This is a genomic window from bacterium 336/3 (assembly GCA_001281695.1).
GTDB lineage: Bacteria > Bacteroidota > Bacteroidia > Cytophagales > Thermonemataceae > Raineya.
Genome location: LJIE01000001.1, coordinates 1848874 through 1872607, shown reverse-complemented (window position 1 = coordinate 1872607; position 23734 = coordinate 1848874). Strand labels below are relative to the sequence as shown.

Sequence of the window (23734 nt, the reverse complement as noted above, 5' to 3'; positions counted from 1 at the left end):
CCCAGGGTTGAGATATACAGCAAGGGTAGGTGGTTGAGCGGTGCGTTGGGCTTTTTTATAAAAGCATTGAAAAAACCTGCTGTAAGCAGGTTTTTTATTTTATATAGGCTAAATATATTCTCTTCGTGTCATCACTTTTAGGTCTTCTCGATTTGCTATTTCTACTATTTCATGAATAATATGGTCGAGTTCTTGTGTTGATTCTTTCAAATAACTCAGATATTCTTGTCTTGTGTCAAAATCTAAATCCGCCTTCAAAAGTTCTATCAACCCTAAAATATTGGCAACTGGTTTTCGTACCCCATGTGATTGTTGCCATGCAATAGATTGTAGTCTTTCATTCTGTTGAGTAACTTTCAGCTCACTATTTCTCCTTTCTGTAATATCTATTACAAAAACTGTAACTCCTACTATTTCATTTTTTTCATTGATAATAGGTGAGTATTTATTTTCCCAATACATTCTATGCAATTCATAATCCCCAAATTCTTCTATTTCAGTAAAATAGCTTCCTTCTAATGCTTTTTGTAAGTATTCTTGTGTTTGCTTTTTACTTTTCTTATGATGAATATAACTCAACATATTAACCCCTAATTGAATATCGCTTCCCCAAATGCGTTTCATTGTTTCTTTGTGACTATTGGTAAAAAACAGGTATCGCATTTTTTTATCTAAGGCATAAATAATACTTCCTTTTGGGCTTTCAAGTATTGTTTTAAGTAATTGGTTAGAGTAATTGAGTTCTTTTTGAGTATCAGAGAGTCTTTTTTCCACTTTTTTTACTTCTGATATTTCTCTCATATTGTAAGATACCCCCACCAAATCCTGCTCATTATCATAGACTGGTACCAATGACATCAACCAATCTCGTTCATCATATCTTTTCTCTATCTCAATCACCTCTCCTTTCAAGCTTTTCATATAACTATTCAAAAATTCCTCTTGAAAATCTTGTTCTATAAAATCTAATATTGAGTTTTTTATTTGAATTTCTTTTTGAAAGCGTTTTTTTATAGTTTCTTTGGCTAGATAATTATAATAAATGATTTTCAGGTCTTTACTAATAAAGATAGAAGCTTCGTTTGAACTATGATAAATGGCTTTCAAGATATATTCAGACTGTTTTAGCTTTTCTTCTATTCTTTTGTGCTTATCAATATGTATAACGTTAAAAATCACTCCTGTTGAGTTATTTTTTGTATCTCGAAAAGGCATGTATTTTACAAGAAACCATATTTTTAGATTATCTTTAAAACTCATTTCTCTCTCTTTCTCTACAATTTCACCTCTTAAAGCTTTATCAAAATTATCATAAAAGTCTTGTTCTGTATTTGGTAACAAATATTCACTAATGTGTTGCCCTTTAGCAATTTTTTTATCATATAAAATTTCTACAAGTTTTTGAGCAGTTGTATTAAACTCAATAATTTTATAGTTTTTATCTATCAATATATTACTATCTGAAGTTGTATTCAGAACTATTTCTAATTTATCTTGTGGATTAGAAGTTTTTTCTTGAGCATTTTTTTGTTCTGTAATATCTTTAAAAAATACAATTAGTTCTTTTTGAGAAGGATGAGCTACAATTCGAAACCACACATTTAAAGGAGCATAATAGTCCTCAAATTGAACTATTACCTGTTTTTTCATGGCTTGAGGTAATTGTTTGGTATAATTGGATGATGGATTTTTTGGAAAAATATCCCAAAATTTTTTACCCAAAATTTTACCTTTAGGCATTTGAAAAGTTTGTTGAGCACTATCACTAATTTTGATAAATTCCCATTTTTTATTCAAAATACAGAATCCATCTGTAAGTGTTTCAAAAATATGCTCATCTGTTTGAATGATTTCTTGTGTTTTTTCTTGGGCATCAAGAAGAGAAGTTATATCATAACCTACACACATAATACCTAAGATTTGGTTTTCCTCATTTTTCAATAACGAGAACTCCCAGTTTGTCCATAGGTATTTACCTTTTTCTTTGTATGGTTTGCGAATTTGAACCTCAACTACTGTGTTGTGTTCTGTAACACATTTATAAGAGGCTGCCCTGCATTTTTCTACATCATCAGGGTGTACTGTTGAATCAAAATATTTACCAATAATTTCGTGGTCAAGGAAATTAAATTTCCTTTTAAAGTATTCATTAACAAAAACATACCTACCTTCTAAATCAATAACACTCAATGAATATACATTGGAATTTAGTAGCCACTTAGGAAATAAGGATAACATCAAGTCTTAAGCATTTTCAAGCCATGTACAAATAATATTTTATACGTAAATAATTTTAAGTGGATTATATATTTTATTTTTGCTTTCTTTATTCTTGGTCTGTTGCTCTAACAATAGAATGTATAATTTCATCTAATTCTTCTGTAGCATATCTTAAATACTGCAAATAGGTTTCATCATACATTTTTTCTTTATCTATCTCTATAAGTGTAATTAAACCCAAAATGTTAGCTACAGGTTTTCTAACTTCATGTGATTGTTGCCATGCAATTTTTCGGAGCTTTTCGTTTTGTGACATAATTTTCAGCTCATTATTCTTAATCTCAGTAATATCAGTTGCTACAAGCACAAAGCTATCTACTATATTTTTACTATTGTAAACAGGTTGTAAAATATTCTGATAAATTCGATTGCCATAATTCACTTCAAAAGAGAAACTATTCCCTTGACGTATATAAGCCAAAGAATCTTTTATTTTTATATATAAATTAGCTTCAAATATATCTTTAATTGATTTTCCTATAAATTCTTTCGGGTTTAAGCCATAATCTTTATACCCAGCTCCTCCTGTATATAAAAAATTCAGGTTAGTATCTATCAAACTAATAGAACCATAAGGGAAATTATTAGCCAGTAAATCGAGTTTGTGTTCACTTTCTTTTATGACTTGTTCAACTCTTTTTTGCTCTGTAATATCTGTCACAAATACTGTTAAACCTATTATTTCATTATTTTGATTAAAAATAGGTGAATAACGGTCTTCCCAATAGGTTCTTAAAAGATTTTCATCTCCATACTCTTCTTTTTCTACAAAATATTCCCCATTCAAAGCTCTATCAAAATTCTTTTTGGCTTTAATTTTATCTTTATAATCATGAATACACTCCAACATATTTGTCCCTACTTCTATATCTACACCCCAAATGCTTTTCATAGTTTCTTTATGCATCGTAGTAAAATACAAATAGTTATAATTATTATCTAAAGAGAATATTATAATTCCTTTCGGACTTTCAAGGATTGCATTCAGTAATTGATTGATATTATGGAGATTTTTATGATGTGTACTTGCATCTAATTCTTGACTAATTTCGTGGACAATGTATATGAGACCTAAAGAAGTAGCTTCATTTTTCAATGTCGCAATTTCACCTTTTATGTAATAATATGATCCATCCTGTTCATTGTATTTACATACATTCAGAGGAACTGCACCATCAAATTGATTACACTCTTTTATTGCCAGATAATATTTTTGAACATCTTGTTCATGTAAGTTTTTAATAAAAAAATCGTCCAACAAATAATCTTTAAAAAAATCATATTTTTTGGTAAATGTATCATTTATATATATACACTTTCCTTCAAAGTCTAAAACCATAAAGGCTAAAAACTTGGAATATTTCAAATATTCTGGCACCAATGCAATAACTGAGTTTCCTTGCATAATAATGTAGTGTATTAATAATTAACGGAATGTAAGATAACTAGTTCATTTTTGCAAATTTTTAGCTCATTTTTTGTATTATTTTTATAACTCATCAAAGTCATTTTTTGTTTATTTCCCAAAAAAATCATTGATATAGTGATTCTATTTTGTGAAAACTTTTTTTTATTTCTAAATTCGAGCAAAAAAAACGCAATGGAATTAAAAAGAATACCTTTAGAGCACTTACATGAAAAATTAGGTGCAAAAATGACAGGTTTTGCAGGCTTCAATATGCCTGTACGTTATAGTTCTGATAAAGCAGAGCATTTTGCAGTCCGAAATGGAGTGGGAGTTTTTGATGTATCGCATATGGGAGAATTTATGCTTTATGGAGAAAAAGCTCTTGACCTTATTCAGAAAGTAATCAGTAATGATGCTTCTAAACTAACTAACGGCAAAGCCCAATATGCCTGCTTACCCAACGATAAAGGTGGTATCGTAGATGATTTATTGGTTTATAAAATTGCAGATAACGAATATATGCTTGTAGTGAATGCCTCCAATATCGAAAAAGATTGGAATTGGATTCAAAGTCATAATTCTGAAGGTGTTGAAATGAAAAATATATCTGATGACATTTGCTTGTTTGCTGTACAAGGTCCTAAAGCTGTTGAAACACTACAAAAAATTACGACCACTGATTTAGCTTCTATTCCATATTACTCATTTACAAAAGGCTCTATTGGAGGCATTGATGATGTAATCATCTCTGCCACAGGTTATACTGGAGCAGGTGGATTTGAATTATATGTTCATAAAAGTACTGCTGAAAATCTTTGGAATAAAATATTTGAAGCAGGTAAAGAATTCGACATACAACCTATTGGCTTAGGGGCAAGAGATACATTGCGTTTGGAAATGGGTTATTGTTTGTATGGAAATGATATTGATGATACAACTTCTCCTTTGGAAGCAGGGTTGGGTTGGGTTACCAAATTCACAAAACCTTTTGTCAATTCTGAAAACTTGCAACGTCAAAAAGAACAGGGTGTTGCAAAAAAATTAGTAGCTTTTGAAATGATTGATAAAGGCATTCCTCGTAGTCATTATGAAATTTGCACTGAAACAGGTGAGAAAATTGGAGAAGTAACTTCAGGAACTATCTCTCCTATGCTCAATATTGGTATTGGGTTGGGCTATGTAAAAACTGAATACAGTAATGCAGATACCCCAGTTTTCATCAAAGTTCGTGAACAATTACAACCTGCCAAAGTGGTAAAACTACCTTTTTATAAAAAATAACAACGAAGGGGCTTTTAAGCCCCTTTTATTTATAGTCTGATACCGAAACTAATAGGATTTAATTTGGGACCTCTGCCTTCTGCAAACAATGGATTTAAGTCATATTTGGCAAATAAAATAAAGTCATTGATACCAATATTCCCTTCCAAACCATATCGCCAAGTATTTAAATAATAACTGTCTTTATCTTTAATTTTTTCCTCACCAACATTAAGTTTTGTACGTCCACCTGTACGAATTGCCACATAACCACCTATACCAGCTTTTAATTTTACTTTATCAGAAACAGGTACAGAAAACTTCAACATCAAAGGTATTTGAATATAAGGTACAACTAATTTAGATTTTGTAAGTCGTCTGCCAAAGTCTTGGTTGTAATTACTAAATGTAATATTGCTTCCAGTGCTATCCAGAGTTAAGTAATTTTGTGGCACAAACCTAAAGTTATACCAGTCTGCCATAATCCCTGTACGCACCCATACTGGACTTTTTTCATTTCCTATTCTAAAATACCACATTTTTCCAACACCTACATACGCCGAATTAGCTGTTTGTAAACGATATGGCTGATTATTAGCATCAGGGAAACTACCATTTTCTTGTAGATAATTATTTAAACCCAAATCTACAATCCAACCTGTTTGTATTGATCTTGGTTTCCTTTTTTTATTATTACTACCTTTGTTTTCTAAGCCAATATTTATAAGTCCGTCTGCGTCTGGAGAATCGAAATCTGTCCCAAAAAGAATTAGTGTACGGCGTTCTTTTTCTTCTTTGTAACTAAATGTTGTGTCTATTTTACTAATAGCTCCTTTAATTACTTTATTGAAGTTTACATCTTTCAGTTTTTTCAAGCTTTCACGGTCTTGAGCAGTTATAAGAACTTTTGCTTTGTCATTCAAATCTATTTGAATGGTGTCTTGGGCAAAGCTATCGCATACACCCACCATGGCGAGCATTAAGAAAATCTTTTTCATAAAATTTTATTTTTAAATGGTTGATTTTTGAAGGCTTTTGAACATCATTCTACCAAAAGCCCACATTGTATTTTTTAGTTGAGTGGTATTTGGACTGGAGGTATTCCTGTCTCCCCTTCTTTGATTTGTTTTAATTTTCTCAAAAATTTACCTGTTTTCGTAGAAGCAAAATCGCGAGCTTTGCCTTCTTTGGGTTCTTCAGGTTCAGAGAGTTTGATGATTACCTTTACTCCTTTTTTAGCTGGTTGAGGTTTCGCTGTATCTATTTTTTTAGTTTCTTCTTTGACTTTTTCTTCTGTTTTCTCATTACTATTTTGTTTTACTTCATTCTCTTCAGCTTTCTGATTAGTAGATGAAATTTCTTTTTCAGAGGTTGCTTCGGATTGTATATTTTTTTCATTTTTTTTCTGATTAATTGAAAATTCTTTATTTTCGGAATTCTGAAGGTCTTTTTGAATCAAATTATTTTTAGTTTCTTCTATCTTTTCCTCAGACTCCTTTTTTCCAGAATTTATGATGTTTTTTGTTTCATTATTCTCAATATCTACAAGTTTTTGTGTATTGATATAAGTTGCCATATTTTCACTTTTTTGAGTAGTATTTTTTTCATAACTCATATACCAAATTCCTATACTCATAGGTATAAAAAGCAACAGACATAACCACCAAAATCTTCTAAGAAAACTTTTTTCTTCTTTTTGCTCATAGGGAATTTGTTTTTCTATCCTATCCCACAAATTTACAGAAGGTGTAGAAGTGTAATCTGTTAATTTATCTTCAAATAATTTATCTATTGGGTTCTTTTCCATTTTTCTGCTAGTTAATTGGTCATTGATACTGAATCTGTTCCTAATAATTCATTCACATAAGCTTGTAATAAGTTTCTTGCTCTCGAAAGTTGCGATTTGGAAGTTCCTTCACTAATTCCCAACATATCTGCTATTTCTTGGTGCGAGTAGCCTTCTATGGCATATAAGTTAAAAACTGTTCTATATCCATCAGGAAGCCTTTGTACACAAGTTAACAAATCTTCTGCGTTTAGTCTTTCTTCTGCTGTTTCAATGTTATCTGTTAAATTATATTGTGTTTCTGCGTCTACAAATAATATTTGTTTTTTACGAATTTGAGTTAGACATTCATTAACTACCAATCTTTTCATCCATCCCTCAAAACTACCTTCATTTCTAAATTGTATAACTTTTTCAAATATTTTCACAAAAGACATCACCATTGCATCTTCTGCTTCGTGCAAATTGGCAAAGTATCGTTTACAAATACCCAAAAATTTCCCAGCATACTTTTCATATAAGTATTTTTGGGCTAATGGGTCTGCTTTCTGACACCTTAGTACAATTTCTTCTTCTGTAATTTTCTTACTCATAAACTATTTATCGACTTTCTGATTTAAAGATGCAAGTTTCTAAAAAAGGGTTGCGTGAAGTCTAAAAAAATTTCGTTTTTTTATAAAAATTTTTCTTGTATTTATTCATGCAAAGACATAAAACATTCATATACATAACTTTATCAGTTTTTATTATTTTATTTGCTATCTTTAGTTTTGATGGTTATTATTTTTATGATGACTATTCTTATGCTTATTATGCTTATCATTTACAAAATGGAACTTACCAAGTTGCCACACCCGATATTTTTGCTCACCGTTGGGGGATTATAGCTCCTTTGGCTTTATTGTATTATGTTTTTGGGATTTCCGATGCTGTAAATATTATCTTACCTCTTTTATCAACGCTTGTGAGTTTATTCTTGGTGTTTAGATTCATTAAAAATTTTGATAATTCCTTAAGCATTATTTTGGTTCTTTTATTTATAGGGTTAGATTTTTATACATTATTTTTTGCAAACAAGCTCTACCCTGATGTATTGCTTACTACCCTTGCATTTGCTTCTGTTACTATATTTTTAGAACGACAAAACTCCATACAAAAAGCCTTTCTTTTTATTTTTCTTAGTTTTTGGGCTTTTTTATGTAAAGAACTCATTATCTATTTTATTCCTTTTTACATTGGAGTATTCATTTGGGATTTAAAGAGCAAAAAACATCTTCTTTTTTGGGTTTACAGCATTTTCTTTGGAATTCTATTTACAATCGCTTATATCAGTATCTACAAATATTATACTGGCAATTGGTTTTATCGTTTTTCGCTCATTCAAGAGAGCCATTATATAACCAGTTTTAGCTATTTTGATAAGCCTTTCATTCATACCATTCATCGAATTACTTATGAGCCATTTTTTATGTTTATCAATACAGGTTTAATGATTACAATGGCTGGTGGATTGGCTTTGTTTTGCTTTCCAAAAGCTATTTTAATTAAAGAAATCAAGTTTCTTTTATGGCTTGTTTTGGGAGCAACACTTATGTTTTGGTTTTTTAGTACCCATTTTACGGCTTATAATCCTATTGGTTTATTTCCAAGACATATTTTATTTCTGATGCCTTTTTTTGCCATTTTATCAGGTTACGCCATTTCTCTACAAAATAAGAAAATAACACTTACCATTTCGCTTATTTGGGCTTTGTCTGGAGTGTATGCTTATACAAGTGTCGGTATCAAATATAGTTTGTTGTATATGATTTTAGCTTTAGGTTTGAGCATTACACTTTTTATTCCAAAGTTATTTAAGTTATATTATATCTTTTTAGGATTGATTTTATTAGCTCACCCTGTTTATACCATGCTCAAATCTACTGAAACTGGTTATCGTGATGAGAAAACGCTGGTACAAACGTATTTAAAGCAACTTTCGAAACCAAGTATTATATTTACAGATGATAAACTTTCATCAGGATATTTGTGGTATTATGGGTTTCAAAAACCTACAAATATTGAGTTTAAAGAATTTACTGAATACGAAAAATATAGAAATACCACCAAAGAAGTGTATGTTTTGCTCAACGAGTACAGTGTAGAATATTTTGATTTAATAGGCTACCCCCCACCCGTTTATATACAAAAAACACCTCAAGAATGGAAAAAAATTGCAGAATTAGGCAAAATTATTTTATACAAAAAACCTTGATTTGAACATTTTTCTACCAAATAAGTTATTTTCACAAAAACATATTTACAAATGTCTATTACCATTGTTGTTGGCACAAACCGAGATAACTCTCTTTCAGAAGTCATTGCAGAGCATTATCAAGCACTTTTGCAAGCAAAAGGAGCAAGCAGTCAGATTGTTAATTTACAAGATTTGCCTGCTGATTTTATTATTTCAGCTTTATATAAAAATTCAGGGAAAAATCCACAATTTAATCTGATTAGAGAAGCTGTTGTAGCCACTGAAAAGCTTATTTTTATTGTTCCTGAGTACAATGGCTCTTTCCCTGGTGTTCTAAAGGCTTTTATTGATGGTATGCCTTATCCCAAAGGTTTTGAAGATAAAAAGATTGCGTTGGTTGGGCTTTCTTCGGGTGTACAAGGTGGAGCATTGGCTTTGAGCCATTTGAATGACATTTTTTCGTTCCTCAATGCTCATGTATTGGGCAATAAAGTAAAACTTATTCAGATTGAAAAGAATATGAAAGATGGTAAAATCACCAATGACTTATACAATCAACTCATTGACGTACAAATAGAAAAGTTTTTGAAGTTTTAGATTACTTTTTCTTACTTTTTTCAGCCAACTGCTTTTTCAAGGATTCTATTTCTTGTTGCATTAATTCTATTTGTTTTTTTTGGTTTTCGATTAATTCACTATGCAATTTGTGAATTTTAGCCGATTGTTGAGATTCTTCATTAAGACTTTTAATAATATTTTCCTGCTCTGCTATTATTTCTTTCTGATTTTCAATCATTTCATTTAGCAAATCTGTTTTATATTTTATTTTTTGAAACAACTGGTTATAAGTAGCTGTGTCCAATACTACAAAAGTCTCAGGAAAAGATTGAATCGTTTTTTTAGACAAAGGTTTTGTGAGTGTCTGAACTTGTGCTTTTACTCCTTCAAAAGCACAAAACGCAAACATGAATAATATGTACTTTTTCATTGTTTAGTCGATATTTTTATAGTCAAACTCTTGAATAGTAGAGTCTAATACATGTCCATGTTCGCATTTAAGAATTCGGGCAGGGTATTTCTGTAAAAAATTATGGTTATGGGTTGCCATCAGAATGGCTGTTCCACTCCTATTGATTTGGATAAAAAGCTCCATAATTTCATCTGCTACTTGTGGGTCAAGGTTTCCTGTGGGTTCATCTGCAAACAAAATCGCAGGCTCATTAATCAGAGCTCTTGCAATTACTACTCTTTGTTGCTCACCTCCAGAAAGTTGGTGAGGCATTTTATTGCCTGCTGCTCCCAAACCCACTTTCAGAAGCACTTCCGAAAGGCGTTGTTTCATTTTGGCAGAGTCTGACCAACCAGTAGCCTTCATGGTAAAAACTAAGTTTTCAGCGATGCTTCTATCCATCAGGAGTTGGAAATCTTGAAATACAATTCCTATTTTTCTACGCAAAAAAGGTACATCTTTCTTCCGAATATTAAATAACTGAAAGCTAGCTACAGCTATATCACCACTGTATAAGGGTAAATCTGCATACAATGTTTTTAATAAAGAACTTTTTCCGCTTCCTGTTCTACCAATCAGATATACAAACTCACCTTTTGAGATTTCAAAATATACTTCTGAAAGGACAATGTTTTGTTTTTGATAGATAGTAGTATCTTTTACGGATACAACAGGCTCTGTAGAGAAACTCATATTTCCAATTTCTGTAGTTTTCCGAAAGGTAAATTTTCTATTACATTTTTCAAAGCATCTTCTTTACCTTCTAAATTATATTTTTCTAGATTTTTAAGAGGTCTATCAGCTCTGAAATAAGCAATCAAAACAAAATTCTCGTCTCTTAGTTGAATATAATCAGGGATTTTAGCTTTACCTTTTACTTTAATGATGTACATAAATGTTGTGTCTAATATAGTTTTGCAATATAAACCTCTATTTAGATTTAATTGTTCCCTTTTCTCTTTTTTTATTCCCTATTTCTTAAAAAGCACAAAAGTTCGTAACCCAAATGTACTAGACCATTGAGAGCCAATATATAAATAGGTAAAAACCCTACAAACCTGAACCAATTTTCTTGAAAATTATCTAATTTTAAAAAATATATACTATAAAATATAACTCCCCAAACAGATGACATACAATATACACACCCCAATAATGGAGCGTACAACCAACTTGGCAATGTTTTTTCTAGAAATTCATTCATAGAATATAATATAAAACTCGGCTTCGTTGACTCATGTAAACCAATGATAAACAACATATTAGTCATTAATACTTCTAAAAAAATCATCATAAATATTTAATACTATTTTAATTATCATTAAATGATATAAATATAAATTAATCTATATTTTTTATTATTTACAATATTACTATTTTTGGGAACACTTTGATAAAAATGAACTAAATACTTATGTCTTTACAAAATAGGAATACATTAAAATCATTTTTCAAAAAAGGGCAATTGGTTTCAGAAAAACATTTTCTTGATTTAATTGACTCTATGATAAATAAAGTAGATGATGGAATGTCCAAAACTTTAGATGATGGTTTGGTTCTCTCACCTATTGGTAGTTCTCAAAAATTAATCAGTTTTTATAAAAGTATTGAAGATAAGAATCCTGCTTGGCATTTTCAGATTGATGCTTCTGATGCTTCCTTCAATATCAATAATCAAGTAGGTGATAGCATTGTTACTATCAAGAATACAGGAAAAGTTGGTATTGTACAGAAAGAACCTCAACATGAATTAGATATTAATGGAAACATAGCATCTAAAGGCCGTGTAGGTACTTTTCATCAAGGGAAAGTTTTGGCTGACGGAAAATGGCATCCTGTTATTACTAATTTAAATGGCTGTTATGCCTTTGAAGTAATGGCTGGTATTGGAAAAAAGAAAACAGGTAAATATGCTCTTATTCAAGCATTGGCAATGAGTACATTTGGGAAGTCAAATAATAAAATCAAAGTAAATCAGGCGTATTATGGTACGTATTGTAATAAAATAGAACTTCGTTGGCGTGGAGAAACCTACAATTACCAATTAGAAATGCGTACCAGATGTAGTTATGGCGGTGAATATTATGTAAAATATAATATTACAAATCTTTGGCTCGATCAGTTTATGGATGATAGTTTAGATTAATAAAAACATATATACACATGAAAAGCTTAATATTTATAATAATATTGATAGGTATTTTAAATACTTTATCTACAAGCGTTTCAGCTCAAATAAAAAATAAGCTCGAAACTTTTGTAGATACTCAAAATAAGCCTGATACATCCAAGAAAAAGCCTGTTGTTGAGGAAAAAAAGGATGTAAAAAAAGTAGATACACCTATTGATAGCACAGGCAAGGCTAAACCCAAAGATGGTTCAGGTTTTGGAGAATTTTATGATTTAAGCGGTAAAATTATACAAAGTGGCTCCGAACAACAACCTTCTTATGATGGAACAAGCACTAACAGTGGCCTGAGTATTGTAAAACCACAAAACAAAGCTTCTATTGAAATGACTAAGCAGGTCATTGACACATCTAAATTTATACAAAGGGTTGTCAATTCTGATAGTCGTAGAGCTTCTTCTTATAGAAATCTCCCTCCTGTCAATAACAGTGTAGTTTATAGCAAAGAACATACTTTAAAACCTGATTTCAAAGTATTTGGTTGGCATCCTCACTGGATGGGTGATGCTTACAAGAGTTATAATTTTAGTTTGCTTTCAGCAGTAGCCTATATGGGCTATGAAATAAACCCTTCTACAGGTGCATATAGAAATATTTATGATTGGCAAAGTAGCTCTATTGTGGATGAAGCTCACAAACATAATAGTAAAGTACTTCTAAGTGCTTCATGTTATGGAAAAAAAGATAATTATTCATTTTTATCAAGCAGTTCATCCAAAACTAACTTTATCAAAAGTATTGTAGCACTTGTAACAGAGAAACAAGCAGATGGGGTCCATTTGGATTTAATGGGGGTTCCTTACGAAAGTCAGTCTTCTTTTGCAGATTTGGTGATTGAGCTTTCAGCAGAATTAAAAAGTAAAAATAAAAATGCTATTTTAAGTATTTCTTTACCCGCAGCCGACCTTGAAAATGCTTATCAAATACAACCTATCAGAAGTTATGTAGATTTATTTGTTTTGTGTGCTTTCGATTTTTATGGAGAAAATACAGCCTATGCAGGTCCTATCTCCCCTCTTAAAAGTGGTGGAAAATGGTGGGGATTGGATGTAGATAAAGCTTCTACTGAATATTTAGCTTCTGGCATTGACCCTAAGAAACTATTGATTGCATTTGGCTATTATGGTGCTGAGTGGGTAACAGAAGATTTTCAAACTCCTTCTTTAGCAAAAAGATTTGTCAGATATCTTACTTATCATGAGTTTCAAAACCAATTTAGTGGAGCAAGAGCTAATTTAGATGCTGAATCATCAAGTGCATTTTATGTATATAAAGATACTGAAGGCAATAGAAGACAAATTTGGATGGAAGATAGTGTTTCTTTAGGCTTAAAATACGATTGGATTTTACAAAAAAAATTGGGTGGTGTAGGTATTTGGGCTTTGGGCTATGATAATGGACACACTCAACTTTGGAGTTTGTTGGCAAGCAAATTTGCTCAACCAGAAAGTGCTAAAACAGCCAAAGCAGGAAGTACTACAAGCAGATGGCAACGATTTTTAAGCTCTTTATTGCGTTTGGCTACTAACCCTAAACTTATTTTCTCGAATCCTATGTATGCTCTGTCATCATTTGGGATGCTTTTTGGCGTAAGTTTAGCTGGCTTTTGGGTATTATATCGTTATGGTTGTCGTATGAAACGTATGACAAATTTACTACTCAAAGGTGGTGTAGTTACCTTTATGATTATGGGAGCAACTCTGATTCTTGTCATTATGAATAATCACAAAAGTACTCATGTCAATGCTGCTGCATTTTTGATGCTGGGTTTACTAATTGGAGCTATTATTTTTATATTCCTCAGTAGAAAGTTTTTATCAGAACAAGACTTACCTTAAAGTATAAAGCCCTGAAAATTCAGGGCTTTTTTTAGCTCCAATCTACATTGATACTTTTCTCCATCCATGGAAAGACTATTATTTTGATACTCCATGGCAATGTTTCTAAAAGAACATCCACACCTGTTGCCTCTACTTTTAACTCCCAAAAATCAAACTTATCTGTTAGTTTTGCTTCTCTTTTCATAAAAGATGCTCTAAAATTAGCAGGTTTTATATTTTTGAGTGTTGTCCAATTGCCTATAACTCCTTCCAATAAACTTTCGCAAGTTTCCTTTTCTGTTTCAGAAAGAATAATATCTGTAAGCAACGGCTCTCTGAGAGGAACGCCACAAAGTAATTTATTTAAAATTAGCTGGTGTTCTTCTTTGGGCTCAGTGTTACCATCTACAATATACTGTAACAAATAGACCGCTCTGTGTTGTATATCTTTATCTACAAATTCTTTTTTATTCAAGTATCCCAATCGTCTAAATAAGGTATTGATAAAAGGATGTACAAGTATCAAGCCTGGGTTTTCAATATAGATTTCCTTATTCTTTTTAGGCAATTCTTTAGATTCTTGATTTTCAGATGCAGTATTATTGGCAGTATTTTTCTCTTTTATTCTTTGTTCAAGAGCTTTTTGAACTAATTCTTCTGTGGTCAGTTTCTGATAAAACTTCTTGATAATTTTAGGAGCTATTTTTCTAAGCATTGTCAGTTCTTTGGAAACAAAACTACTCAAAATCATTTGTAGTTTTTCAGGATGTTTTTCAGCTAAGAGAATCAGTATATTTTCAATAAATGCTTCTACTCTTTGTATTTTAGATGCTATATTTTCAGGTATTTTTTTGTTTCTAATAAAAAATGTAAGGTAAAAAATTTGTAAATCTACACTTTGTTCAATAAAACGAACATCTTCCTGTAAAATATGCTCAATGAAGTCTATTTTATAATCCAATAATACTTTATAATGTTCGTCAGAGGTTTCCTGAATAAACAGAGTCAACTCTTTTTCATAATTCTGATAGGCAAAAAGCAGACTTTCTTCTATATTTTTTCTAACTACTTTATTTTCAAGTAAGAATTCTATCTCTTCAAATAAATATTGGGGGGTTGTATATTGTTTTTTAAGCTCTTTGAGTCTTGATTTAGAGATTTTTTGTAATGATTTCCCAATTCCTTCTAAAAGTATCTCTATCAAATCGTCACTCAAATAGATTTTTAACTGTGAGAGTGCTAAATTGGTGGGTTTGTTGGTAATGGTAAGCAGTTTTTCACGTAATAAGGTTTTCTTTTTGGCTAAAATTTCTTGAATTGCTTGTTGCAGGTTTACTTCACCTTTTTCAAGTAAAATAAGCTCATTTGGGGATATTGCACCTATACTCAATAATTGTATGAGTATATCTAATGCTATCTTTTCTGTCACTACAGACGGCGTCTCTAAACCCATTAGCTCTCTAAGTGTCTGAATAGCTTTCTGTTGATTAGGAGATAAAAGATTGTTTTTTAAACTTATATTAGCTTTTTTAGCTTCTTGTAAAATTTTTTGATAAAAATCCGTTGAAACTTGTGCAACTATCTTATTTTGAGATTTTTGCAAGTAATTCAAATTATCAAAAATATATTCGATATTTGTTTCTAAAAGGAATGTTTTTAGTACATTTTGTACAAAAGATTCTTGAATAGATTGATTAGTAGTAATTTCTTTTTCAAAAAAATCTTGTTGAAAAACACTCCTTAATATTACTTTAGAAATTATATTTAGTTGAAAAATTGGTTGTGATTGTGGTTGAGGTTGTGTTGGTATTTGTTGATTAATATCCACTATATCACGCAAGAAACGTTCAATAAAAATATACTCTTGATTTGTAAAGAAATTGGTGAACTCTTCTAAAAACTCTTGAACAGATATGTGTTTTTTTGAATAGTAATATGTCAAAATTTCTTCACCCAATATTTCTTTCAAAATATTTAAAACCTCTTTTTGAAGTGTTGGAGGACTAATAGAGATTTCTTTTTGTAAGATAACTTTTCGTATATGTATTTTCTGCTTCAAACCTAAATTTTGTATGATAGTTTTGATAAGGCTCAAAGCTATTTGCTGAGAGTTTTGGGGTGCATTTTCTTGATACAATACTCTTAAAACACTCTGCCAAATTACTAATTTAAGGGTATTTTCAATAATTTGGGTATGGCTCTTGGTTTTATAGAATGTTCTAAAAAACCTAATAATCTGTTTTACTTGAGAATCCACTAATTCTAAAAGAATACCTTCAGGCACATTTAAAATAAACCTCTGAAGAATGGTACTGTTTTCAATATTTTGTTTAAAAAACACTGAAAATTGTTCTCTATGATGTGTTATCAACTCTTCTATAATGAGTTGGATGCTAAAAGACTTTGGCTGTAAGAAAGGGGTATCTTCTTTAAAAATATATTGATAATTTCGCCAGAGTGTTTCGGCACTACTTGTAATGTTTCCTTCTTTTAAGAATTGAGTCAGTATTTCTAAAAGTATCTGATGAGGCTCTAAGACTATATCTTCTTGCCCCATAAAAAACTCTTTGAGTTTAGATTTTAGAGCATCTATAATTTTACTCTGGAAGTTTTCTAAGGAAATCACCCCCAAATCCAAGTGAATTTGGTCATATTTTTTGTATTGATATTTCTTTTTTGAACTCAGAACATCATCAATAGCTTTGGGAAATGCCGAACGTATCAAATCATGAAAAAAAGGACGTATGGCTTGCCCTTTTTCTTGACTCATTTCAAAAGAAGCGTCTACAATAATTTTCTCAACAAAGTTTATCACAAGAATATAATTTATTTCTCATACAAAAATAACAAAATCTTATAGCTTATTTAGTTTCTTCTAAACTTATAACCCTATTACAACAAAAGAGCCTCTTTAAGAGGCTCTTTTGTTGTTTATATTACTATTATTTTATTTAATCACTGAAACACTCTTACGAACTTTCCAGTCTGAGGTACTTATTTCTATAATATAAATACCTTTGTTACAATTTTGAGTTGTTACTCTAAATAGAGCATTATCTGTTGTGCCACTACCACCCTCTACTTCTCTACCCAAAGCATCAAACATTCTCCATGTAACTTTGCCGGTAGGTGTTTCGGGCAATACCACTGTTACATCTGTAGAAGTAGGGTTAGGATAAAGATTAATCTCTTCCGCATCCATAGTTACAGATTTTTCAACAGTTTTGGCATCTATACTTTGATTGATAGGGAATATATCTGCCTGATATATCTCTTTTGTTTTTTCGTCTGCAATAAATACTACAACACTGTAAGTATTAGCAGCAACTGCATTACTGGGTTTCCAAGAACCTTCTAAAGTATAGCTTGAACCTGATGCCCACATACTTTCGAGGCGTGTACCTGCTGGACTTGGCAACATTTTACGAACTACATTTTTATTGCCATTGGCATCATTTTGTACTATCATCAAGTGAGCCATGACTGCACTGGTTTTATCTGATGGTGCATTGGTACGTGAAATATTTACTTTTACTTGTAGAGGATTTCCACCTGTACCTCCTGAGAATATAGGTGTTCCGATGCTAAAAGTAGATGCCACAAGACTACGTTGCAAATAATAATTGTATGCTTCTGAATTAGTAACATTATAATTCCAACGAGGGTAAAACTGTTTCCCTGCTTCCATTCTACCATCTACCACTGTATAAGGTGGTTGTCCAACAGCATAATGTAAGCTTCTTGCATTACTTTCTGGTCTGGAGGCTTGTCCTAATGCATCACCAGTAGGGAAAGTTGTATGATATTGAACATGAACCAAGTCTGTTTTTGCCTGTCCGTTATTTACAAAACTTGTCCAGTCGGCATCTTGATGAGCAGGTGATGTAGTATTGGTAAAATGTTCTAAAAGGACTCTATGATTTTTATCCAATATTACTACCCTATCAATGGCTACCCCTGTAAACGAATTGTTTGCTGGGTTATCTGCATTACTAGCAAATACAATACGAAAGCGAACTGGTGTGTTTGCAGGTAAGGAATTTAAGGCTGTTTTCACATCTCTTAAACTTAATTTTGCTTCTATAAAATCATTGCTTTTTCCAGACCAACCTATACGATTTGAGTTATTTACTCCTGTAATAGATGAAAATCCTAAAATATCACCACTATTATACCACTCCGAACCTTGATTCAAATTACCTAATAAATTCCAGCTTGTACCATTGTTAGTTGTATACATCACAAATGCTCCATCTGCTTTGAAGTCAGTATTATAACGCATCTTTATATTCATCAATGGAGCATTAAGTACACTCAAATCGAAACAAGGGCTTTCTATCCAAGAATATTCAGAATCATTATAGGTATTATTGGTATTGCTTGTTACAAAAGCTTGTCCTGTTGTTCCATCCATTCGATTAACAGATATGATTTTCCATGAGGATTTTTTTGAATCTTGGTTTAAACTTTCCGTATTTGATGATGATGTCCAATCTAATGTATTAGGAAAAGGTGTTGGGTCTGAAAGATTTACATTTTCAAAATCTTCATTATAAACACCTCCAACTAATTGAGCTTTTTTATGAACTATTACTTGTTTTTCTATAAAATTATTACACCCTGCTTTTGTTATAATAGTACATCTTACTTTATAAATACCTGCATTTTGGTATAAATGTGTTGGATTTTCCAAATTGCTAGTATTTGTTGAACTTGTGGGGTCTCCAAAATCCCATATAAGACTATCTACAGTATTTCTATCAGGAGCAGAAGGTAATATTGCTTCATTTGTAAATTGTACTTGTGTCCCTTCACAAACTCTTGTGAAAGAGAATTTAGGCATTATTGGCTCTCCAACTGATATTCTAAAAGGAGTTTTGCTACTCTCACATTTTTGTGGTGTTGCAGACACAATACTTACTTGATAATCATAATCAGCAGATATTGCACTATTAATTAAAGAATTAAATCCTGTGTTTACACCACCTGTATCTTCATACAAAAACGATCCTGTTGCTGAATACCACCTAACAATATTTGTTTCATAACCAGCAATTTTAATTCTTGGGATAGCTGAGTTCAAACAAAACATTTGTGTTGTTTGGGTTGCTACTGGATCAATTGGATTAGGTAACTGTTCTACAGAAATATCATAAGTAACTTTCTGACCACAACCATATTTATTGGTATAAGTATAATTTATTCTATAGCTTTTACCTGGCTCTAATACATTTGGTGCATTGATTGCAGTCTCTCCAGTATTAAACTCTCTAAACTCTAAAGTAGTTGTAGCAGTAAGAAATCTGGGAGTACTTGGAGTAGGTATTAGTGTCTCTATTGAAAATAGTTTATTTGAACCACCTTCTGCATTTATTGGAGTTCCTACTAATGTTATACTTGGAGAACCCTCACAGTATACTGGCTTTATAGGGTCTGCTCCTAATATAGTAATTTGTTCGGGTGCAGGATTAGAGATTACTATACGCTCTTTACTTGTTTTTAAAATACATGGTTGAGGCTCTCCATTAGATACAGGTCCTGATGTACAATTAGTCAATGAGCCGTCTGGAACATTTGCTCCAGAGCAAACATAGTAAGAAATTTCTACATCAAAAGAAGTTCGTGATGTTGCATTAACTTTTGTAAAGTCTATTTGAAACCCACTATTTATACCTTTTCTATTTTTATAATTTGGGTCTAATCCATTTTTTATAAACCCTTCAGCAGAATTAACCTCTCGTATGCAGGACAAATATCCTACAGCTCCTTGTCCTATCCAGCCTATATCAATATCTTTATTAATATCCTTACAAACTCCTCCATTAGTTAGACCTATCAGCTGTTTGGGTGAGTTATCAAAAAGTTTAAATTTGAAGTATTTTGAGGGAGAAGAACATCTCGTATCTCTAAACTCAACTGTATAAACAAAATCTAAATTCAATCCACCTGGATTTAATAACCAAGCTGGGTTTGAAGCATCTTGAACAAACCCTGACATACCTCCAAAATTATATTGTGTTTTTGGAAGGTCAGTAGTACCATCTTTAAATCTGAACTCTGTACTTTCAAAATTACCAAATACTAAGATAGAGTCTGTAGGAATAAGAGCAGGGTCTCCATACAAAGGTACATTATATGTAACAGCAGTATTCGATAAGTCTTTTGCCTTTAAGACACCAATGGGTATATTTTGAACAGGTGGATTGGATACAGTTGGAGTAATGGTGTATGTGCAACCTGCTCCTGTAGTAGTAGTAAGTTGAGCTTTAAGCACATCTGTACTTACTAAATTATTAAGAGCAAAGCAACCATTAGAGCCATCAGGGCAACCTGTGGGATTTAAGGGTGTTCCATTATTGATAATTAGCTGACGTTGAATATTATCTCCCGTAGGAGATGTTTGTCCATTTACATCAATTTTTACATATATTTGTGTCCCTGGACATACATCTGATACTATTGGTTCTAATGAGTATGATGTAGAGGCTGGTGTTATCTCAACACATTCCTCACATTCATCACAAAATGGTCCACTGGGACTACAACTTGCTCCTACAACATATACAATAGCAGAACGTAATATTGCTTTTACTGCACATATAGGAATACCTCCAACTTCTCTTGTAATACATCCACCACCACCTGGAATACAACCAGAGATAGGCTGGCATTGAAAGACTGCTGGTGTTATATTTTCTTTAACTGTATAATATTTGAATGTAACTGGTGCTGGTGCTGGGTCTATTTTAATTGCTCCTGCTGATGTTGTACCATCAACAATACTAGGATAGGCTTCATTATCTGCTTGTGATACTATGATATTATATGTTCCATCTGCAATTGCATTACTAATATCTATCTTTGCATTAATTGTTACTATATCTATACCATCTTGCTCACCAGCCGTATTTATATCATCTTCCTCATACCATATATTTAATTTAGTATTGCCACTTACTCTTTCTATTCTAAATACTATTCCATCTGCTGTAGTTGCTGTTAAAGGAGTTTCAGCTGTAGGCTCACTAAAAGTTATTCCAGTAGGCAATGACAGCACAAGAAGTTGTTCTCCATTAGTAGTGTTATAATCCTTAAACCTATCCACTATATCTTCAGTCAATGTAAAAGTAACAGGAACATTCGTAGCCCCTTTACATACTGTAAGGGGGCTACTATTCATAACTATTGTTTGACCATGAGAAGTCATACTTATTCCCAAATACAAGCAAACTATCCATTGTATTTTTTGTATAAGACTTGAAAGCTGTTTTTTCATAGTCATCATTAATTAAGTTTATAAGATTATGTTTATTTAATTTTTGATACAACGAACACAAGTAGAATTACCTTTGTTATAATTAGGTACTTCTGTCAAAACAGTTTGGTCATTTCTAATTAAATAGTTAGTACCTCTTGAATTATCAGAAGGATTTGTGGTATTTGTCCAGAAACGTCCCCATACTCCTAAATCTGCAAAAGTAGGTGTAGAGGTTGCAGAACCAGAATACTGAAAGTTTAAACCAGATACACCACCAGTAAGTAGTTTATCTCTTTCATCAGGACCAAATTTTGTTTTCAAAGCTCCAAAATCAGCAGGTGTAGTTATTCTCCAACCAGTAGGACAAGCTGTTTGAGCTGCATCAAAAGTGTATAATTTACCATATTGTGTACAATTATTACCATTATTATCATAACATAAGTCTCCTGAGGGAGTATCATAATTTAAGTTTTTACCCATCCAAAGTGTATTATCAACATATACTTGAGGATATTCTTGGTTATCACGGGTATCAATGAAACTTGTTGTTGTAAAATCGTTTGCGAAAGTAGCTTCTGTAAATGTACCAACTTTTACACTTACTTTTCCTTTTGTTGAGCCATTAGGTACTTTTACAGTAAGGCTTGTAGCTGTTGCATTTGTAACTTCAGCTTGTACATCTCCAAATTTCACTGTGTTGCTTGCTGGAGTAGTACTAAAGTTAGCTCCCGTAATTGTGATAGAAGCATTTGCATTGCCTGTCGTCGCACTCAATCCTGTGATGGTTGGAGGTTTAGGATCTTCATCTTTCTTTTTACACCCAATAACTACAGATAGAGATAAAGCCACAATAGATAGTTTAAGTAATTTCATAAGATTTTTTTAAGGTTTAGGGTTTAACAACTACCCAAATATATGACTATATCCTCATTGTGCCAAGAAGGTAACCGTTTTTTTTATGTTATTTTTGGGTACTCTCATTGTGAACATCATGAGGCATTATTATGGGTACGAAGAACGAAGCAGGAAACAATCCTAAATAGGTTCTTAGTTTCATTGGTTATGATATAGAAATAAATTTATTTTGCCAACAAATTATTTTTGGAGGTTATGTTAGCAATACCCACAGAAAGAATAGAGAAAAAGATGCCTACCCCTAAGAAAAGTTTGATACCATCTCCAAGTAGATTTGCATTGCTCATATCTCTCCCCAACATTTCTAAGAAGAAAGGGCTCATCAGCATTCCTATAAAATAGGCTATCAGTGTACTAAAAAGCAGTTTTATCCAATGTATCTGGGGTACTTTTTTGTAAAAATAGATACTTTGGGTTATCATAATGGCAAACTGAATGGCTACAAATATGGCATATCTTACATTCATATCTATGCCATCAAAAAAAGTTTCTTGTATATACTGATAACTCACAGTACATACGCCATGTACTAAAATAAAAAACAGGGTAATTTTCAAAATTGATTTCATAAGATTTATAGTTTAAGCGTGTTTAAAACTATAAATATATTTTTTTTCTATATAAAAAATAAGATTTTAATAAAAATGATTGGTAAGATGCTAATTATGATAACTTACCTCCAAAAATAAAATGTATCTATTCGCTTTTTACCATCTTTTTCGCCTTCTGAAATCCACATATCATTAACTTTCCGCCTTCGTTGGTGTTCTTCACCAACGAAAATAAGATAACAAACTATTTTTTGTTGGTGTCGCTATGCTAAAACACCAACAAGGGCGAAAAATAAAAAACAGGGTAATTTTCAAGATTGATTTCATAAGATTTATAGTTTAAGGGTGTTTAAAACTATAAATATATTTTTTTTCTATATAAAAAATAAGATTTTAATAAAAATGATTGGTAAGATGCTAACTATGAAAAATCAAATGATAATACTATTTCTCATAAATACAGATTTTACTTCCAAAAATAAGAGGTGTCTATGGTTGTTTTACCATCTTTTTCTGCTTCTATTATCCATACATCATTAACTTTCCTATTTTTTGTTTTTCTTTTAATTTTACCATTCTCATCATAACTTATAAAATTAAATAAAGAATCTGACATAATATTACTCCTAATAGCCCAAGACCTCATTTTGCCATTTTCATGAAATGTTTCTTCTTTTAATATATAACCTATAAACATATAATAAGCTGGACTTTTTTTATCATTGTATTTTCTTGGATACAACAAAGTATCTACTTTTGGATTTACCAATGCTATTTTTTTCTTTTTACCATTTTCATGTAATCCTACAAATATTTCATATTTAGTGTTTAAAGTATCTATATCAAGTGTTAAGAATTTATCCGTACCATCAAGGTAATAATCTGCTGTCTTTATTAAATATTTTTTACCATTTAATTCGTACATATCACCTTGTTTATAAGGAACTTTTTGTTTTTTTTCCTTTTCTTGACAACTCCATAGAATTGATAACAAAACTATTAAAGCAAGGCTATTTTTCATAA

The 23734-nt window shown here is 31.5% G+C and carries 17 protein-coding genes and 2 pseudogenes; 5 read left to right on the top strand and 14 right to left on the bottom strand.

What is annotated here, in order from left to right:
• Window positions 1-108: 108 nt before the first annotated feature.
• Window positions 109-2238 (bottom strand): hypothetical protein, encoded by a 2130-nt coding sequence (locus AD998_08730; GenBank protein ID KOY86220.1) that lies wholly within the window; start codon window positions 2236-2238, stop codon window positions 109-111.
• Between the two features lie 88 nt (window positions 2239-2326).
• Window positions 2327-3685, bottom strand: coding sequence for a hypothetical protein (locus AD998_08725; GenBank protein ID KOY86219.1), 1359 nt, complete (start codon window positions 3683-3685; stop codon window positions 2327-2329).
• A gap of 195 nt (window positions 3686-3880) precedes the next feature.
• On the opposite strand from AD998_08725, the gene AD998_08720 reads away from it, so the two are divergent.
• On the top strand, window positions 3881-4969 hold the full coding sequence (locus AD998_08720; GenBank protein ID KOY86218.1) for a glycine cleavage system protein T: 1089 nt from the start codon (window positions 3881-3883) through the stop codon (window positions 4967-4969).
• A gap of 29 nt (window positions 4970-4998) precedes the next feature.
• Here AD998_08720 and AD998_08715 read toward each other — a convergent pair.
• The 3 genes and pseudogenes from AD998_08715 to AD998_08705 all read right to left on the bottom strand — a co-directional run bounded on the left by AD998_08715 (window position 4999) and on the right by AD998_08705 (window position 7327).
• Window positions 4999-5337, bottom strand: a pseudogene (locus tag AD998_08715) (hypothetical protein).
• 683 nt (window positions 5338-6020) lie between these two features.
• The gene (locus AD998_08710) at window positions 6021-6755 is read right to left on the bottom strand and encodes a hypothetical protein (GenBank protein KOY86217.1); all 735 of its coding nucleotides are present in this window, start codon (window positions 6753-6755) and stop codon (window positions 6021-6023) included.
• An 11-nt stretch (window positions 6756-6766) separates the two neighbouring features.
• The gene (locus AD998_08705) at window positions 6767-7327 is read right to left on the bottom strand and encodes an RNA polymerase subunit sigma-70 (protein ID KOY86216.1); all 561 of its coding nucleotides are present in this window, start codon (window positions 7325-7327) and stop codon (window positions 6767-6769) included.
• A gap of 107 nt (window positions 7328-7434) precedes the next feature.
• On the opposite strand from AD998_08705, the gene AD998_08700 reads away from it, so the two are divergent.
• Together AD998_08700 and AD998_08695 are read left to right on the top strand one after the other, a co-directional pair.
• Window positions 7435-8988: a hypothetical protein gene (locus AD998_08700; protein ID KOY86215.1), complete on the top strand. Its 1554-nt coding sequence runs from the start codon at window positions 7435-7437 to the stop codon at window positions 8986-8988.
• A 51-nt stretch (window positions 8989-9039) separates the two neighbouring features.
• The gene (locus tag AD998_08695) at window positions 9040-9567 is read left to right on the top strand and encodes an NADPH-dependent FMN reductase (GenBank protein KOY86214.1); all 528 of its coding nucleotides are present in this window, start codon (window positions 9040-9042) and stop codon (window positions 9565-9567) included.
• A 1-nt stretch (window position 9568) separates the two neighbouring features.
• Here AD998_08695 and AD998_08690 read toward each other — a convergent pair whose 3' ends face one another.
• From AD998_08690 to AD998_08675, 4 genes are all read right to left on the bottom strand, one after another.
• On the bottom strand, window positions 9569-9937 hold the full coding sequence (locus AD998_08690) for a hypothetical protein (protein KOY86213.1): 369 nt from the start codon (window positions 9935-9937) through the stop codon (window positions 9569-9571).
• 24 nt (window positions 9938-9961) lie between these two features.
• Window positions 9962-10672, bottom strand: coding sequence for a phosphonate ABC transporter ATP-binding protein (locus tag AD998_08685; GenBank protein ID KOY86212.1), 711 nt, complete (start codon window positions 10670-10672; stop codon window positions 9962-9964).
• Window positions 10669-10872, bottom strand: a complete 204-nt coding sequence (locus AD998_08680; protein KOY86211.1) for a fructose-6-phosphate aldolase — start codon at window positions 10870-10872, stop codon at window positions 10669-10671. The genes AD998_08685 and AD998_08680 overlap by 4 nt, the downstream gene beginning before the upstream one ends.
• A gap of 71 nt (window positions 10873-10943) precedes the next feature.
• On the bottom strand, window positions 10944-11273 hold the full coding sequence (locus tag AD998_08675) for a hypothetical protein (protein KOY86210.1): 330 nt from the start codon (window positions 11271-11273) through the stop codon (window positions 10944-10946).
• Window positions 11274-11393: 120 nt separating this feature from the next.
• Between AD998_08675 and AD998_08670 the strand changes: the two genes are divergently transcribed.
• Both AD998_08670 and AD998_08665 read left to right on the top strand, forming a co-directional pair.
• The gene (locus AD998_08670) at window positions 11394-12125 is read left to right on the top strand and encodes a hypothetical protein (GenBank protein ID KOY86209.1); all 732 of its coding nucleotides are present in this window, start codon (window positions 11394-11396) and stop codon (window positions 12123-12125) included.
• A 17-nt stretch (window positions 12126-12142) separates the two neighbouring features.
• Window positions 12143-14005 carry a hypothetical protein gene (locus AD998_08665; GenBank protein KOY86208.1) on the top strand — a complete coding sequence of 621 codons (1863 nt, stop codon included), beginning with the start codon at window positions 12143-12145 and terminating at the stop codon, window positions 14003-14005.
• Window positions 14006-14036: 31 nt separating this feature from the next.
• On the opposite strand, the gene AD998_08660 is transcribed toward AD998_08665, so the two are convergent.
• The 5 genes and pseudogenes from AD998_08660 to AD998_08640 all read right to left on the bottom strand — a co-directional run bounded on the left by AD998_08660 (window position 14037) and on the right by AD998_08640 (window position 23732).
• The gene (locus AD998_08660; GenBank protein ID KOY86207.1) at window positions 14037-16802 is read right to left on the bottom strand and encodes a hypothetical protein; all 2766 of its coding nucleotides are present in this window, start codon (window positions 16800-16802) and stop codon (window positions 14037-14039) included.
• Window positions 16803-16934: 132 nt separating this feature from the next.
• Window positions 16935-21269 (bottom strand): hypothetical protein, encoded by a 4335-nt coding sequence (locus tag AD998_08655; GenBank protein ID KOY86206.1) that lies wholly within the window; start codon window positions 21267-21269, stop codon window positions 16935-16937.
• A gap of 321 nt (window positions 21270-21590) precedes the next feature.
• A pseudogene (locus tag AD998_08650) lies at window positions 21591-21791 on the bottom strand (hypothetical protein).
• 533 nt (window positions 21792-22324) lie between these two features.
• The gene (locus tag AD998_08645; GenBank protein KOY86205.1) at window positions 22325-22729 is read right to left on the bottom strand and encodes a hypothetical protein; all 405 of its coding nucleotides are present in this window, start codon (window positions 22727-22729) and stop codon (window positions 22325-22327) included.
• A gap of 448 nt (window positions 22730-23177) precedes the next feature.
• Complete coding sequence (locus tag AD998_08640; GenBank protein KOY86204.1) at window positions 23178-23732, bottom strand: hypothetical protein; 555 nt, start codon at window positions 23730-23732, stop codon at window positions 23178-23180.
• Window positions 23733-23734 lie beyond the last annotated feature (2 nt).

Bases quoted from the DNA above. Each gene is read 5' to 3' on its own strand.
- AD998_08730 (KOY86220.1), bottom strand. From the start codon at position 2,238: ATGTTATCCTTATTTCCTAAGTGGCTACTAAATTCCAATGTATATTCA.
- AD998_08725 (KOY86219.1), bottom strand. From the start codon at position 3,685: ATGCAAGGAAACTCAGTTATTGCATTGGTGCCAGAATATTTGAAATAT.
- AD998_08720 (KOY86218.1), top strand. From the start codon at position 3,881: ATGGAATTAAAAAGAATACCTTTAGAGCACTTACATGAAAAATTAGGT.
- AD998_08710 (KOY86217.1), bottom strand. From the start codon at position 6,755: ATGGAAAAGAACCCAATAGATAAATTATTTGAAGATAAATTAACAGAT.
- AD998_08705 (KOY86216.1), bottom strand. From the start codon at position 7,327: ATGAGTAAGAAAATTACAGAAGAAGAAATTGTACTAAGGTGTCAGAAA.
- AD998_08700 (KOY86215.1), top strand. From the start codon at position 7,435: ATGCAAAGACATAAAACATTCATATACATAACTTTATCAGTTTTTATT.
- AD998_08695 (KOY86214.1), top strand. From the start codon at position 9,040: ATGTCTATTACCATTGTTGTTGGCACAAACCGAGATAACTCTCTTTCA.
- AD998_08690 (KOY86213.1), bottom strand. From the start codon at position 9,937: ATGTTTGCGTTTTGTGCTTTTGAAGGAGTAAAAGCACAAGTTCAGACA.
- AD998_08685 (KOY86212.1), bottom strand. From the start codon at position 10,672: ATGAGTTTCTCTACAGAGCCTGTTGTATCCGTAAAAGATACTACTATC.
- AD998_08680 (KOY86211.1), bottom strand. From the start codon at position 10,872: ATGTACATCATTAAAGTAAAAGGTAAAGCTAAAATCCCTGATTATATT.
- AD998_08675 (KOY86210.1), bottom strand. From the start codon at position 11,273: ATGATGATTTTTTTAGAAGTATTAATGACTAATATGTTGTTTATCATT.
- AD998_08670 (KOY86209.1), top strand. From the start codon at position 11,394: ATGTCTTTACAAAATAGGAATACATTAAAATCATTTTTCAAAAAAGGG.
- AD998_08665 (KOY86208.1), top strand. From the start codon at position 12,143: ATGAAAAGCTTAATATTTATAATAATATTGATAGGTATTTTAAATACT.
- AD998_08655 (KOY86206.1), bottom strand. From the start codon at position 21,269: ATGACTATGAAAAAACAGCTTTCAAGTCTTATACAAAAAATACAATGG.
- AD998_08645 (KOY86205.1), bottom strand. From the start codon at position 22,729: ATGAAATCAATTTTGAAAATTACCCTGTTTTTTATTTTAGTACATGGC.
- AD998_08640 (KOY86204.1), bottom strand. From the start codon at position 23,732: ATGAAAAATAGCCTTGCTTTAATAGTTTTGTTATCAATTCTATGGAGT.